The 14,026-nt window shown below is 72.8% G+C and carries 14 protein-coding genes; 9 read left to right on the forward strand and 5 right to left on the reverse strand.

Annotated features, from left to right (window positions below; translation table 11 throughout):
- Positions 1-39: 39 nt before the first annotated feature.
- Both H0E84_RS12780 and H0E84_RS12785 read left to right on the forward strand, forming a co-directional pair.
- Positions 40-1,470: a bifunctional enoyl-CoA hydratase/phosphate acetyltransferase gene (locus H0E84_RS12780; RefSeq protein ID WP_180679033.1), complete on the forward strand. Its 1,431-nt coding sequence runs from the start codon at positions 40-42 to the stop codon at positions 1,468-1,470.
- Positions 1,467-2,657: an acetate/propionate family kinase gene (locus H0E84_RS12785; RefSeq protein WP_180679034.1), complete on the forward strand. Its 1,191-nt coding sequence runs from the start codon at positions 1,467-1,469 to the stop codon at positions 2,655-2,657. The genes H0E84_RS12780 and H0E84_RS12785 overlap by 4 nt, the downstream gene beginning before the upstream one ends.
- 133 nt (positions 2,658-2,790) lie before the next feature.
- Here the strand turns inward: H0E84_RS12785 and H0E84_RS12790 are convergent, their stop codons facing one another.
- Positions 2,791-3,618, reverse strand: coding sequence for a polysaccharide deacetylase family protein (locus H0E84_RS12790; protein ID WP_180679035.1), 828 nt, complete (start codon positions 3,616-3,618; stop codon positions 2,791-2,793).
- 55 nt (positions 3,619-3,673) lie between these two features.
- Here H0E84_RS12790 and grxD point away from each other — a divergent pair, with 55 nt between their 5' ends.
- Positions 3,674-4,606, forward strand: a complete 933-nt coding sequence (gene grxD, locus H0E84_RS12795) for a Grx4 family monothiol glutaredoxin (protein ID WP_180679109.1) — start codon at positions 3,674-3,676, stop codon at positions 4,604-4,606.
- A 199-nt stretch (positions 4,607-4,805) separates the two neighbouring features.
- On the opposite strand, the gene H0E84_RS12800 is transcribed toward grxD, so the two are convergent.
- A complete protein-coding gene (locus H0E84_RS12800; protein ID WP_425600490.1) occupies positions 4,806-5,342 on the reverse strand; it encodes a DUF924 family protein in 537 nt (178 codons plus the stop codon).
- A gap of 259 nt (positions 5,343-5,601) precedes the next feature.
- Positions 5,602-6,372 (reverse strand): AMP nucleosidase, encoded by a 771-nt coding sequence (locus tag H0E84_RS12805; protein WP_180679036.1) that lies wholly within the window; start codon positions 6,370-6,372, stop codon positions 5,602-5,604.
- 141 nt (positions 6,373-6,513) lie between these two features.
- Between H0E84_RS12805 and H0E84_RS12810 the strand changes: the two genes are divergently transcribed.
- The 6 genes from H0E84_RS12810 to H0E84_RS12835 all read left to right on the forward strand — a co-directional run bounded on the left by H0E84_RS12810 (position 6,514) and on the right by H0E84_RS12835 (position 12,575).
- Positions 6,514-7,929 (forward strand): amidohydrolase, encoded by a 1,416-nt coding sequence (locus tag H0E84_RS12810; RefSeq protein WP_180679037.1) that lies wholly within the window; start codon positions 6,514-6,516, stop codon positions 7,927-7,929.
- Positions 7,926-9,242 carry an amidohydrolase family protein gene (locus H0E84_RS12815; RefSeq protein ID WP_180679038.1) on the forward strand — a complete coding sequence of 439 codons (1,317 nt, stop codon included), beginning with the start codon at positions 7,926-7,928 and terminating at the stop codon, positions 9,240-9,242. The genes H0E84_RS12810 and H0E84_RS12815 overlap by 4 nt, the downstream gene beginning before the upstream one ends.
- 188 nt (positions 9,243-9,430) lie before the next feature.
- The gene (locus H0E84_RS12820; protein ID WP_180679039.1) at positions 9,431-10,699 is read left to right on the forward strand and encodes an NAD(P)/FAD-dependent oxidoreductase; all 1,269 of its coding nucleotides are present in this window, start codon (positions 9,431-9,433) and stop codon (positions 10,697-10,699) included.
- Between the two features lie 132 nt (positions 10,700-10,831).
- A complete protein-coding gene (locus tag H0E84_RS12825; protein ID WP_180679040.1) occupies positions 10,832-11,452 on the forward strand; it encodes a 2-hydroxychromene-2-carboxylate isomerase in 621 nt (206 codons plus the stop codon).
- 81 nt (positions 11,453-11,533) lie between these two features.
- Positions 11,534-11,875 (forward strand): hypothetical protein, encoded by a 342-nt coding sequence (locus H0E84_RS12830; protein ID WP_180679041.1) that lies wholly within the window; start codon positions 11,534-11,536, stop codon positions 11,873-11,875.
- Between the two features lie 40 nt (positions 11,876-11,915).
- A complete protein-coding gene (locus tag H0E84_RS12835) occupies positions 11,916-12,575 on the forward strand; it encodes a Dph6-related ATP pyrophosphatase (RefSeq protein WP_307774155.1) in 660 nt (219 codons plus the stop codon).
- A gap of 164 nt (positions 12,576-12,739) precedes the next feature.
- Here H0E84_RS12835 and H0E84_RS12840 read toward each other — a convergent pair whose 3' ends face one another.
- Positions 12,740-13,072, reverse strand: coding sequence for an antibiotic biosynthesis monooxygenase (locus H0E84_RS12840; RefSeq protein ID WP_180679042.1), 333 nt, complete (start codon positions 13,070-13,072; stop codon positions 12,740-12,742).
- Between the two features lie 30 nt (positions 13,073-13,102).
- Entirely contained in the window at positions 13,103-13,963 is an 861-nt protein-coding gene (gene fghA, locus H0E84_RS12845) for an S-formylglutathione hydrolase (protein WP_180679043.1), read from the reverse strand.
- Positions 13,964-14,026 lie beyond the last annotated feature (63 nt).

The raw sequence follows: 14,026 nt of genomic DNA on the forward strand, positions 1-14,026 counted from the left end.
GCCGCAGCCGCGGCCATGACCAGCAGGAGCGAATCGCCCATGCACGACGCAGCGCCCCCCCGGACGCCTCCTTCCGACGCCCTGCCGCCGCCGCACAACCGGACCTTCGACGAGCTCGAGGTCGGCGACGGCGCCAGCCTGCAGCGCAGGCTCACCATCGAGGACATCCGCCTGTTCGCGGTGCTATCCGGCGATGCCGAGCCGCAGGCCGCGGAGGACGGCAGCGGCGAGGGCGACGGCGGCGTGATCGCCCACGGCATGTGGGCGGCATCCCTGGTCGCGGCGCTGCTGGGCACCCGCCTGCCCGGTCCCGGCACGCGCTACGTGGGCCAATCGCTGCGCTTCCTCGCACCCGTGCGGGTGGGCGACACCCTCACGGTGGAGGTCACCGTGGCCGCGCGCGATCCCGCGCAGCGCAGGGTGCGGCTGGCCTGCCGGGCGCTCAACCAGGACCAGGCGCCGGTGTTCGAGGGCGAGGCCGAGGTGGTCGCGCCGGATCGCCGCATCGCGCGCTCGCGCGCCACCCTGCCGGAGGTGCGGCTGCACGGCGGCACCAGCGGGACGCAGCGGTTGTTCGACCACGTCCGGCCGCTCGGCGCCGTGCGCATGGCGGTGGTGCATCCCTGCGACGCGCTGAGCCTGCGCGCGGCGCTGGAGGCGCGCGCGGCCGGCCTGATCGAACCGGTCCTGGTGGCGCCGCGCGCGCGCCTGCAGGCGGCGGCGGACGAGGCCGGCCTGGACCTGGACGGGATCGCGATCGAGGACGTCGCCCACAGCCACGCCGCCGCCGTGCGCGCCGCGGAGCTGGCCGCGGCCGGCGAGGTCGAAACGCTGATGAAGGGCAGCCTGCACACCGACGAGCTGCTGGCGGCGGTGCTGCCGGCCGCCGCGGGCCTGCGCACCAAGCGCCGCGTCAGCCACTGCTTCCTGATCGAGACGCCGGCCTATCCGCGGCCCTTCATCATCACCGATGCGGCGATCAACATCGCCCCGGGGCTTGAGGAAAAGGCCGACATCGTCCGCAACGCCATCGACCTGGCGCACGCCATCGGCGTGGACGCGCCGCGGGTGGCGATCCTGGCCGCCGTGGAGACGGTGAACCCGCGCATGGTGGCGACGCTGGACGCCGCGGCGCTGTGCAAGATGGCCGAGCGCGGGCAGATCGCCGGCGGCGTGCTGGACGGCCCGCTGGCCTTCGACAACGCGGTCTCGGCGGCGGCGGCGCGCATCAAGGGCATCGAGTCGGCGGTGGCCGGCCGCGCCGACGTCCTGGTCGTGCCCGACCTGGAGAGCGGCAACATGCTGGCCAAGCAACTCGAGTTCATGGGCGATGCGGTCAGCGCCGGGATCGTCCTCGGCGCCAAGGTGCCGATCGTGCTGACCAGCCGCGCCGATCCGCACGAGGCGCGCATGGCCGCGTGCGCGCTGGCCGTGCTGCTGGCGCACCGCTACCGCAACGCGCCGCCATGAGCGGCGAGCTGGTGCTGGTGCTCAACTGCGGCTCCTCGAGCATCAAGTTCGCGTTGTTCGATGCCGCCGCCCGGCCGCTGCCGCGGCAGCCGGCGTGGCGGGGCAAGGTGCAGGACGTCGGCGGCGCCGCGCCGCGCTTCGACGAGGGCGGCGAGCCGGAGGCGGTGGAACTGGATCGCGGTCGACCCTACCCGGCGGCGCTGGCGCTGATCCGCGAGCGGGTGCAGGCACGGCTGGCCGGCCGCCGCGTCGTCGCGGTGGCGCATCGGGTGGTGCACGGCGGCCGCCGCTATTGCGAACCGGTGCGCATCGACGACGCGGTGCTCTCCGACCTGCAGGACTACATCCCGTTGGCGCCGCTGCACCAGCCGTTCGCGCTGGAGGCGATCGAGACGCTGTTGCGCACCGCCCCGGAGCTGCCGCAGGTGGCGTGCTTCGACACCGCCTTCCACCACACCCTGCCCGAGGTGGAGCGGATGCTGCCGCTGCCCTGGGACGCCTGGGAACGCGGGCTGCGCCGCTACGGGTTCCACGGGTTGTCCTACGAGTATCTTTCGGTGGCGCTGCCCGAGCGCCACGGCGAGCTGGCGCGCGGGCGCGTGATCGCCGCCCACCTGGGCAGCGGCGCCAGCCTGTGCGCGATGCGCGGGCTGCGCAGCCAGGCCACGACGATGGGCTTCTCCGCGCTCGACGGGTTGATGATGGGCACCCGCTGCGGCGCGCTCGACCCCGGCGCGCTGCTGTACCTGATGGAAATCGAAAAGCTGTCGCTGGAAGACGTGGCCCGGGTGCTGTACCACGAGTCCGGCCTGCTCGGCGTGTCGGGGGTTTCGCCGGATCCCCGCGAGCTGCTGCCGCGCGAAGCCGGCGACCCGCGCGTGGCGTCCGCGCTGGCGCTGTACGTGCGCCGGATCGTGCGCGAGATCGGCGCGCTGGCGGCGGTGCTCGGCGGCGTCGACCTGCTGGTGTTCACCGCCGGGATCGGCGAGCACAACGCCGAGCTGCGCCGGCGCATCTGCGCCGGGCTGGAATGGCTGGGGCTGGAGCTCGACGGGGCCGCGAACGCGGCGCACGCCGCGGTGATCAGCGCGCCGGGCAGCAGGATCGTAGCGGCGGTGGAGCCGACCAACGAGGAGTGGATCGCCGCCCGGGCCGCCGCCGGCATCTGTTTCGGGAATCGAGGATGACGATGGGCACCGAGAGCGTGCCGTGGGTGCTGGTCCTGGTGCTGCTGGTGCTGCCGACGCGGGCGGTTCCGATCGGGTTGGCGGCTACCACGGGCGCGACGACCTCGCCGGCTTTCGCGTGCATGGCACGCTCCTACGGGGTGGCCAGCGGTTGCGGGGAGGGCAACTGGTGGGCGGCGGCCGGATCCTCGGGCAGCACGGTGCGGTAGCCGGCCGCCTGCAGGCGTTCCAGTACCCGGGCGACGATCTCGACGCTGCGACCGTGCGGGGCGCCTTCGTGCAGCAGCACGATCGCGCCGGGAGCCAGGTCGCGCCCGATCCGCGCCGCCACCGCGTCCGGATCCCCGCGCACCGCATCGAATCCGCGCGCGCTCCACGCCACCCGCGCCAGGCCGTGGCGGCGCAGCGGCGCGGCGACGAACGGGTTGGTCATCCCCACCACCGAGCGGAACCAGCGCGGCGGCGCACCGGCGAGCGCGGCCAGCGTCGCCTGCGCCTCGCCGATCTCGCGCGCCATTCGCCGCGGCCCGAGCGCCCAGAACCAGGCCTGCGGATGGGTGTGGCTGTGATTGCCGATGCCGTGGCCGCGCCCCAGGATCTCGCGCACCAGCTGCGGCCGCGCGGCGGCGCGCTCGCCGACCAGGAAGAAGGTGGCGCGCGCGCGGTGGCGGTCGAGCAGGTCGAGCATCGCGAGGGTGTCGTCGGAAGGGCCGTCGTCGATCGTCAGCCAGGCCACGCGTTCGCCGGTCGGCAGGCGCGAAAGCACCGGCGCGTACAGCGATGCGCGCGGCAGCAGCGCAGCGAGCACGAACGGCGCATGGCTGAGCAGCATCGCCGGCAGCCCGACCCGCCAGCCGGCCCACCACCACAGCGCCGCCACCAGCGCCTGGGAAGCCAGCAGCCAGCCCAGCCAGGCGTGCGGATGGCGCGGAACGCGATGCAGTGTTCGGCCGTGGCTCATCCGCGCATGATGCCACGCGGGTAAAATGGCCGGTTCAACCGCACCCGGCACCGCCATGACCCTCGACCCAGCCTTGCGCCAACGCATCGAAACGCTGTTCGCCGACAATCGCGTCGTCCTGTTCATGAAGGGCAGCCCGGACATGCCGCAGTGCGGGTTCTCGGCCAAGGCCGCGGGCCTGCTCGGAGGGCTCGGGGTGGAGTACGCGCACGTGAACGTGCTGGCCGACCAGGAAATCCGCGAAGGCATCAAGGCGTACGGCAACTGGCCGACGATCCCCCAGCTGTACATCGGCGGCGAACTGGTCGGCGGCAGCGACATCATCGAAGAGATGGCAAACTCCGGCGCGCTGAACCAGGCGCTGGGCCTGCCGCCGGTCGACCGCAGCCCGCCGCGCGACGTCACCGTCACCCCGGCCGCGGCGGAAATGCTGCGCGCCGCCCTGGCCGACGCGGGCGCCGAGACCGCGCTGGCGCTGGCGATCGATGCGCGCTTCCAGCCGCGCTTCCAGATCGCCGCGGCCGACCCCAACGCCATCGCCGTCGAATGCGAGGGCCTGCGCATCCAGTTCGACCCGGCCAGCGCGCGCCGCGCCGACGGCATCACCATCGACTGGGTGGACGACCTGCGCGGCAAGGGCCTGGCCATCGACAATCCCAACGCACCGAAGGCGGTGGGCGCGCTGACCCCGGCCGAGGCCGACGCGCGCGTGCGCGCAGGCAGCCTGACCCTGGTCGACGTGCGGCCGCCCGACGAGCGCGCCGCGGCATCGTTGCCGGTGCCGTTCGAGGTGCTCGACGGCGACGCCCGGCGGACGCTCGAGGCGTCGCCGAAGGACACCGCGCTCGCGTTCCTGTGCCATACCGGACAGCGCAGCCGCCAGGCGGCGGAGCATTTCCGCGGACTGGGCTTCAGCGAGGTCTACAACGTCGAGGGCGGCATCGAGGCGTGGTCCACCGAGGTCGACGGCAGCATCCCGAAGTACTGATTGCCTCGGGACCCGCCGCGTCGGCCCGACCCGCGCGTCGATGGCACCACCGCAGGAGCGGGCCATGCCCGCGAAGGCCGGCGCGGCTGGCGATCCCCGGTATGGCCGCCGACCCGACCGGCACGCCCACGGCCTTCGCGTCCATGGGACGCTCCTGCGGAGCGCAGGGCATGCCGCTGGCGGGAACCGGCCGCGACCGCTAGAAGCCGCCGCCGGCGTCCAGCCAGGCCTGCTCTTCCGGCGTGTTTTCGCGCCCCAGCGCGCGGTTGCGGTGCGGGAAGCGGCCGAAGCGTTCGATGACCTCGAGATGGGCGACGGCGTAGCGGTCGTAGTCGGCGTCGCCGATGCCGCGGAACAGCTCCACCGAGCGGCGCTGGTCCTCGAGCGACTCGGAATGCTCGAACGGCAGGTAGACGAAGGCGCGCAACTGCGGTTCGATGGCGCCGTCGAGCCCGGCCTCCACCGCGCGCCGGGCGTAGTGCAGCGCGAGCCCGTCGGTGGCGAAGGCATGGCCGCTGCCGCGGAACACGTTGCGCGGGATCTGGTCGAGCAGGAGCAGCAGCGCCAGCGCGCCTTCGGCGCTCTCCAGCCAATGCTCGTCCTCGCGCCGCGCCGCGGCCAGATGCGCGCCGAGGAAGCGCGCCTCGCATTCGCGGTCGAATTCCTCGCCGCCCAGGAACCATTTTTGCTGGCCGGCCTCGCGCCAGAAACCGGTGACGTCGTTCGGAGTCGTCATTTCGGACATCCAGTCGGATTGGCGGACAGGATAGCCGGCGCGGGCGATCGACGAGAACGGCGCCGGCGGCTCGCGCCGCGACATCGATGCCGGTCTCCCCGGGCGCACCGTGCCCCGCAGCAGCTCGGTGCCCCGTAGGATCGGCCCATAGCCGCGAAGGCCGCGATTGGTTCCGACCAGGTTGGCGGTGATCTCGGGCCTGGCCGCCACGCCGGCTTTCGCGTGCATGGCACGCTCCTACGCATGCGCCGCGGGGCGCTCAGAAGCGGAGGTGGCGGACCGACTTGCCGTGGCGGCGGATCAGGCGCAGCGCCTCGATGCCGACCTGGATGTGGCTCTCGACGAACTCCGAGCTCACCCGCGCGTCGCTGGCCTCGGTCTTCACCCCCTCGGGGATCATCGGCTGGTCCGAGACCAGCAGCAGCGCGCCGCTGGGAATGCGGTTGGCGAAACCGGCGGCGAAGATGGTGGCCGTCTCCATGTCGATCGCCATGCAGCGCAGCCTGCGCAGGTAGCGCTTGAAGGTCTCGTCGTGTTCCCAGACCCGGCGGTTGGTGGTGAACACCGTGCCGGTCCAGTAGTCGTGGCCGAGGTCGCGGATCATCGTCGAGACCGCGCGCTGCAGCGCGAACGCCGGCAGCGCTGGCACCTCCGGCGGCAGGTAGTCGTTGCTGGTGCCGTCGCCGCGGATCGCCGCGATCGGCAGGATCAGGTCGCCGAGCTGGTTCTTCCGCTTCAGGCCGCCGCACTTGCCCAGGAACAAGACCGACTTGGGACGGATGGCCGAGAGCAGGTCCATCATCGTCGCGGCGTTGGGGCTGCCCATGCCGAAGTTGATCATGGTGATGCCGTCGGCGGTGGCGCTGGGCATCGGCCGGTCGATGCCGACCACCTCGGCGCCGGTGAGCTTGCTGAAATGGCCGAGGTAGCCGCCGAAGTTGGTCAGCAGGATGTGCTCGCCGAACGCGTCCAGGGGGACGCCGGTGTAGCGCGGCAGCCAGTTGCCTACGATCTGGTCTTTTTCCTTCATGGTCCAGGATGTTAACCGAGCCCGCGGCCGATCCGGAGTACGAGGGCCGGCAGGGTCCGGTTCCCCCATGACTTCCGTCGGGTAGGCAGCGCATCCGGCGCGGGCTAGGTTGGCGGTTTGGCACGCTGCCGGGGAACCTCGATGCTTCGACCCTTGACCACCGCGCTGGCCGCGGTGCTGCTGCTCGCCCCTGCCTACGCGCAGGACGCCCGCCCCTCCCGTTTCGCCGAGGACCCGTACGCCAGCACCTACAGCCCGATCGCCGCGCCGCCCGTGCTGATCACCGGAGCGGTGGTGCTGACCGGCAACGGCGAGCGCCTGGACGGCGCCGACGTGCTGCTGGCGGACGGTCGCATCGTCGCGGTGGGCCCCGGCCTCGAGGCGCCGGAGGGCGCCACCCGCGTCGACGGCACCGGCAAGTGGGTCACGCCGGGCCTGATCGACGTGCACTCGCACCTGGGCGTCTACCCCAGCCCCGGCGTGCGCGCGCACAGCGACGGCAACGAGATGACCAACCCGGTCACCGCCCAGGTCTGGGCCGAGCACTCGGTCTGGCCGCAGGACCCGGGCTTCGGCGCGGCGCTGGCGGGCGGCATCACGGCGCTGCAGATCCTGCCGGGCTCGGCCAACCTGGTCGGCGGCCGTGGCGTGACGTTGAAGAACGTCGCCGCCACCACGGTGCAGGGGATGAAGTTTCCGGGCGCGCCGCACGGGCTGAAGATGGCCTGCGGCGAGAACCCCAAGCGCGTCTACGGCGAGAAGAGCGGTCCGGCCACGCGCATGGGCAACGTCGCCGGCTACCGCGCGGCCTTCATCGAGGCCGCCGAATACCTGAAGAAGCACAAGCCGGACGAGGCGCCGCGCAGCCGCCGGGGGCGCCGCTCCGGCGGCAGCGACAACGACAGCGGCAGCGGCAAGCGCGACCTCAAGCTCGACACCCTGGCCGGCGCGATCAACGGCGACATCCTGGTGCACATCCACTGCTACCGCGCCGACGAGATGGCGGTGATGATCGATCTAGCGAAGGAGTTCGACTTCCGCATCGCCGCCTTCCACCACGGCGTGGAGGCCTACAAGCTCGCCGACGAGCTGGCCGACGCGGGCATCTGCGGCGCGCTGTGGGCCGACTGGTGGGGCTTCAAGATGGAGGCGCTGGACGGCATCCAGGAGAACATCGCCCTGGTGGACCGCCCGGCCAACAGCTGCGCGATCGTGCATTCCGACTCCAGCGAGGGCATCCAGCGGCTCAATCAGGAGGCCGCCAAGGTGATGGCCAACGCCGGCCGCGCCGGCATGGAGATCGCGCCGGAGCGCGCGATCCGCTGGCTCACCCGCAACCCGGCGCAGTCGATGGGCATTCTCGAGCAGACCGGCACCCTGGAGGCCGGCAAGATGGCCGACGTGGTGCTGTGGAACGGCAATCCCTTCAGCGTTTACGCGCACGCCGAGCAGGTCTGGATCGACGGCGCCCGGGTCTACGACCGCGGCGACCGCACGCGGCAGCCGGTCTCGGACTTCATGCTCGGCCAGGGCGCCGCGCAGGGAGGTGCACGATGAGCCGCCGCACAGGGGCGCTGGCCGCGGCTGCGCTGGCGCTCGGCCTCGCGCTGCCGGTCTTCGCCCAGCAGCCCACGCCCGCGACGGGCTCCGCACTGCTGATCCGCAACGCCACCGTGCATACGGCCACCGCGCGCGGCACGTTGCAGAACGCCGACGTGCTGGTGCGCGGCGGCCGCATCGCCGAGATCGGCAGTGGCCTGGCGGCCGCCGGCGCGCAGGTGGTGGATGCCGACGGCCGGCCGCTGACGCCGGCGCTGTTCGGCGGCATCACCGGCATCGGCGTGGAGGAGGTGTCCGGCGAGGACAGCACCAACGACGCCGAGCTGGCGCTGGGCGCCGACGCCAAGCACATGGTGGTGCGGCCCGAGTTCGACGTCACCCTGGCCTACAACCCGGACTCGATGCTGATCCCGGTGGCGACGGTGGAGGGCATCGGTTTCACCCTGCTCGGCGCCGGCAGCGGCGCCGGCGGTTCGATCGTCGGCGGCCAGGGCGCGGTGATGCGTCTGGACGGCGGCCCGGAACCGGCCGGGCCGAAGCTGCTGTTCGTCCAGCTCGGCTCGCGCGCCGCCAACCTGACCGGCAGCTCGCGCGCTGCGCAGTGGATGCTGCTCGACCAGCTGGTCGACGAGGCGCGCGGCCGTCTCGGCGCCGAGTCGCACGCGGCCCTGCTCACCCCCGCGGGGCGCAGCACGCTGGCGCGGTACCTCGACGGCGGCGGCCGCATCGTCGTCGGCGTGGACCGCGCCGCCGACATCCGCCAGCTGCTGCGCTGGTCCGCGCGCCACGGCGTGCGCATCGCCATCAGCGGCGGCGCCGAGGCCTGGAGGCTGGCGCCGCAGCTGGCCGCGGCCAACGTCCCGGTCTTCGTCGATCCGCTGGTCAACCTGCCCTCGAGCTTCGACCAGATCGGCGCCACCCTGGAGAACGCGGCGCGGCTGCGCGCGGCCGGCGTGGCGGTCGGCTTCACCCAGTCCGGCGACAGCTCGCACAACGCGCGCAAGGTGCGGCAGCTGGCGGGCAACGCGGTCGCCAACGGCCTGCCCTGGGAGGACGGCCTGGCCGGGCTGACCCGGGTGCCGGCGGAGGCATTCGGCGTGGCCGACCGCATCGGCACCATCGCCCCGGGCATGCGCGCCGACCTGGTGCTGTGGACCGGCGATCCGCTCGACGTCGCCAGCGTCGCCGACCAGGTGTGGTTCGACGGCCGCGCGATCCCGATGCGCTCGCGCCAGACCGAGCTGCGCGACCGCTACCTGCGCGCGCAGACCCCGGCAGCCGAAGGCGGACTGCCGCGCGCGTATCCCTGACCGGCGGATCGGGGACGCCGCGCCCGCAGGAGCGTGCCGTGCACGCGAAAGCGGCGCGGCCGGCGGCGCCGGGGATCGCCGCCGATCCGAGCGGAGACTCCCGAGGCCTTAGCGGCCATGGGCCGCTCCTGCGCGCGCGCAGACGCATTGACGAGACCGGCGCGCGGTTCGGGCATCATGGCCGGGCGATGCCCGCTCCCGATTCCATCTCGCCCGATCAGGTGCCCCACGTCGTCGTGATCGGCGGCGGGTTCGCGGGCCTCTGGGCGGTGCGCGGACTGGCGCGCGCCGCGGTGCGCATCACCCTGGTCGATCGAGGCAACCACCACCTGTTCCAGCCGCTGCTCTACCAGGTGGCCACCGCCGGGCTCTCGGCGCCGGACATCGCCGCGCCGCTGCGGCACATCCTGCGCGGGCAGCGCAACGTCGAGGTGCGCATGGCAGCGGTGCGCGCGATCGACCCGCCGCGCCGGCGGGTTCTGCTCGAGGACGGCGGCGAGCTGATCTACGACCAGCTGGTGCTGGCCGCGGGCGCCACCCACGCCTATTTCGGCAACGATCAGTGGGCGGAGCACGCGCCCGGGCTCAAGACTCTGGACGATGCCCTGCAGCTGCGCCGGCGCCTGCTGCTGGCCTTCGAGCGCGCAGAGGCCGAGCCGGATCCGCGCCGGCGCGCCGCCTGGCTCAGCTTCGCCATCGTCGGTGGCGGCCCGACAGGGGTGGAACTGGCCGGCACCCTGGCCGAGATCGCGCGCCATACCCTGAAGCGCGAGTTCCGCAACATCGACCCCGCCGCGGCGCGGGTACGCCTGATCGAGGCCGGCCCGCGGGTCCTGGCGGGCTTTCCGGAGGACCTCTCGGAGCAGGCGCGCCGCCAGCTGCAGCGGCTCGGCGTGGAAGTCTCCACCGGCCAGGCCGTGACCGCGATCGACGGCGAGGGCTACCACCTCGGCGAGGCGTTCGTGCCTGCGCGTACCGTGGTCTGGGCCGCGGGCGTCGCCGCCTCGCCGCTGGCCGCCACCCTCGGAGTGCCGCTCGATCGCGCGGGCCGCGTACCGGTGCAGCCGGACCTGCAGGCGCCCGGGCAGCCGGAGATCTTCGTGGCCGGCGACCTGGCGGCGCTGGAGCAGGACGGCAGGCCGGTACCCGGGGTGGCGCCGGCCGCCAAGCAGATGGGCCGCCACGTGGCGCACGCGATCCGCGCCCGCCTTGCCGGGAGGACAATCGCGCCGTTCCGCTACCGCGACTACGGCAACCTGGCCACCATCGGGCGCATGGCGGCGGTGGTGCACCTGGGCCGGCTCAAGCTCTCCGGCGTGCTGGCCTGGTGGTTCTGGCTGCTCGCGCACGTGTTCTTCCTGATCGGCTTCCGCAACCGCGTGGTGGTGCTGCTCAACTGGACCTGGGCGTACTGGACCTACCAGCGCGCGGCGCGGATCATCCTCGGCCGAGATTGAGTCGCCGCCACCCGACCGGAGTCTCCCGCGGCTTTCGCGGCCATGGGCCGCTCCTACGGCGGCGTCGCCGCCGGGGCGGGCCGCCAGGCCTCCGCAGCGGGCGATAATGGCCCGGTGCAATCGGAGCTGGCCATGACCCCCCGCTGGTATTTCGACTTCATCTCGCCCTATTCCTACCTGCAGTGGCGCCGGCTGCGCGACGGACTGGAGGAACACGGCATCGAGCCGGTGCCGATCCTGTTCGCCGCGATCCTGGAGGCGCTGGGGAACCGCGGCCCGGCGGAAATCCCCGGCAAGCGCGAGTTCGCCTATCGCCACATCCTCTGGCGCGCGCGCCGCGCGCACGTGCCGCTGCGCTTCCCGCCGGCGCACCCGTTCAACCCGCTGGCGGCGCTGCGGCTGGCCATCGCCGCGGGCAACTCCCGCGCCGCGATCGATGCGGTGTTCGACTGGATCTGGGCCCAGGGCAACGCAGGCGACAGCGTCGAAGCGCTGGCACCGGTGCTGGAGCGCTTGCAGCTGCGTCCCGAGGCGCTGGCGGCGCCGGAGGTCAAGGCCGCGCTGCACGCCAACACCAGCGCCGCGGTCGCCGCCGGTGTGTTCGGCGTGCCGACGCTGGCGCTGGGCGACGACCTGTTCTGGGGCGACGACGCCCACGACTTCGCGATGGCCGCGCTGCAGGATCCGGAGCTGCTGGACGATCCGGAGATGCGGCGGCTGGCGAGCCTGCCGGTCGGGATCCGGCGTGGATGAGCGGCGCCGCGATGACGGCAGGCTAACGGCGCGGGCCGCAGTCTGGTCGCCACCGACGACCATCCGACCGCGAGGAACCGCATGAGCACGCGCTACTTCATCCGTCTGCCCGCACCCGAACGTACCCGCGCCAGCGGCGAGCATGCGTTCCGCTCGCAGGGCGCGGACGGCTTCGCGGAGGAGCTGCAGGAGGCGCTGCGCGGCGACGCGCTGTTCGTGCGCTGGCGCGACGCCCAGGAGGATCCCGACGGGGTCGACCCGGCGCTCGGCGCCACCGATCCGCAGGCCCGGGTCGACGGCGAGCAGAACGACCTGCACATCGACCTGGTCGCCCACACCTCGATCCCGGGCAGCGTGCTCAAGCACCGGCTGCGCCTGCTCGCCGGCGGCACCTGGCAGCTGCGCGACGTCAGGGGCGGCTGACATCGCCGCGGCGCAAGGCGACCCGCGGCCGCCGGTACTGCTGTCCTGGAGCGGCGGCAAGGACTCTGCGTGGACGCTGCACCGGCTGCGCAGCCTGGGCGATGTGGAGGTGGCCGCCCTGCTGACCACCGTGACCGAGGGCTACGAGCGCGCATCGATGCAGGGCGTGCGTCGCGAGGTGCTGCACGCGCAGGCCGATGCTGCCGGCCTGCCGCTGCTGGAGGCACGGATCCCCCGCGAGTGCGACAACGCCACTTACGAGGCCGCCTTCGCCGCCGCGCTGGAGCATGCGCGCGGGCGCTGGCCCGGGCTGGACCGGATCGCCTTCGGCGACCTGTTCCTGGCCGACATCCGCGCCTGGCGCGAAGCGCTGTGCGCGCGGCTGGGCTGGAGCGCGCTGTTCCCGCTGTTCGGCGCCGACACCGCGGCGCTGGCGCGGGCGATGATCGCGGCCGGCATGCGCACGCATCTGTGCTGCGTGGACACGCAGCAGCTCGACGCCGGGTTCGCCGGACGCGCGTACGACACCGCCCTGCTCGATGCGCTGCCGCCGCAGGTAGACCCCTGCGGCGAGAACGGCGAGTTCCATACCTGCGTCGAGGCCGGGCCGATGTTCTCGCGCGCGCTTTCGCTGCGCCGCGGCGAGACGGTGTTGCGCGACGGGCGCTTCGCCTACACCGATTTCCTGGCGCCGGAGTAGCACGAGGCCGCCCGTGGCCGCGAGCCGTGTTCCTGCGGCCGGGCTGGCGGCGATCCCAGGCGTTGCCGACCGCGTCGGCCTTCGCGTGCATGGCACGCTCCTACGGTGGACTCAGCCAGCCGCCTCTGTAGGAGCGGCCCATCGCCGCGGGCGCCGCGGGCGCGTCAGTCGCGCGGCGCTGCGCGGTGCCACGCTTCCAGCGGTTCGAGCACCTGCGGCTCGCGCGGACCCTGCAGCAGGTCCGGCAGCAGCGCCTCGTACTCGCGCCGGTAGGGCTTGTCCTGGTTCTGCAGGAACGCCTCGACCGAAGGCTCGGCCCAGCGCTCGTAGAGGGTGAACAGCGTCGGGTCCTGGGCGTCGCGGTGCAGCCGGCAGGAGACGAACGTCTCCTCCTGCGACATGCGATCGATGATCGCGCGGACCGCCTGCAGCCAGTCCTCGGCGCGCTCCGGCTTCACCCGGCACTTGACGTAGAACACGAGATCCCGGTCTGACACTTCTCCTCCATCGGGGTGGTGATGCGGCGCTCAGGCCTTCAGGGCCGACGCATGGTACGCGATGTGCTCGCCGATGAAACTGGAGATGAAGTAATAGCTGTGATCGTGTCCGGCACGCATGCGCAGCTGCAGCGGATGTCCGGCCTTCTCGCAGGCGGCCTGCAAAAGTTGCGGCCTGAGCTGGCCTTCGAGGAACTCGTCGGCGCCCCCCTGGTCCACGAGCAGCGGCAGCCGCTCCCGTGCCGCCCCTACCAGTTCCACTGTGTCGTAGGCCTTCCAGGCCTCGCGGTCGTCCCCGAGGTAGGCACCGAACGCTTTCTCGCCCCAGGGCACCTGCGACGGCGCCACGATCGGCGCGAACGCCGAGACGCTGCGATAGCGACCGGGATTCTTCAGCGCGATCGTCAGGGCGCCGTGGCCCCCCATCGAGTGTCCACTGATCGCGCGCACGCCATTGGCGGCCGGGTCGGCCTCCACCCAGGCCGGCAGCTCGTCGACGACGTAGTCGTACATCCGGTAGTGCCGCGCCCACGGCTCGCGGGTGGCGTTGACATAGAAGCCTGCGCCCTTGCCGAGGTCGTAGCCGTCCGCATCGGCGACCTCGTCGCCGCGCGGGCTGGTGTCCGGCGCCACCAGGATGATCCCGTGCTCGGCGGCGTAGCGCTGCGCCCCGGCCTTGGCGATGAAGTTCTGTTCGGTGCAGGTCAGCCCGGACAGCCAGTACAGCACCGGGCACGGCGCGTGCCGGGGATGCGCCGGATCGGCCTGCGGCGGGAAGTAGACGCCCACCGTCATGTCGCAACCGAGCACGTTGGAGCGGTGCCGGTAGACGTCCTGCCAGCCGCCGAAGCAGGCGTGATGTTCGATACGGTCGGTTCGCTGGTTGGTCATTGGGTGAGTCGTGATTGGTGAGTCGTGATTGGTGATTCGAAAGAGCGGTAGAAGCGCACGGAT

The sequence above is a fragment of the Luteimonas salinisoli genome (genome assembly GCF_013425525.1).
Classification (GTDB): Bacteria; Pseudomonadota; Gammaproteobacteria; order Xanthomonadales; family Xanthomonadaceae; genus Luteimonas; species Luteimonas salinisoli.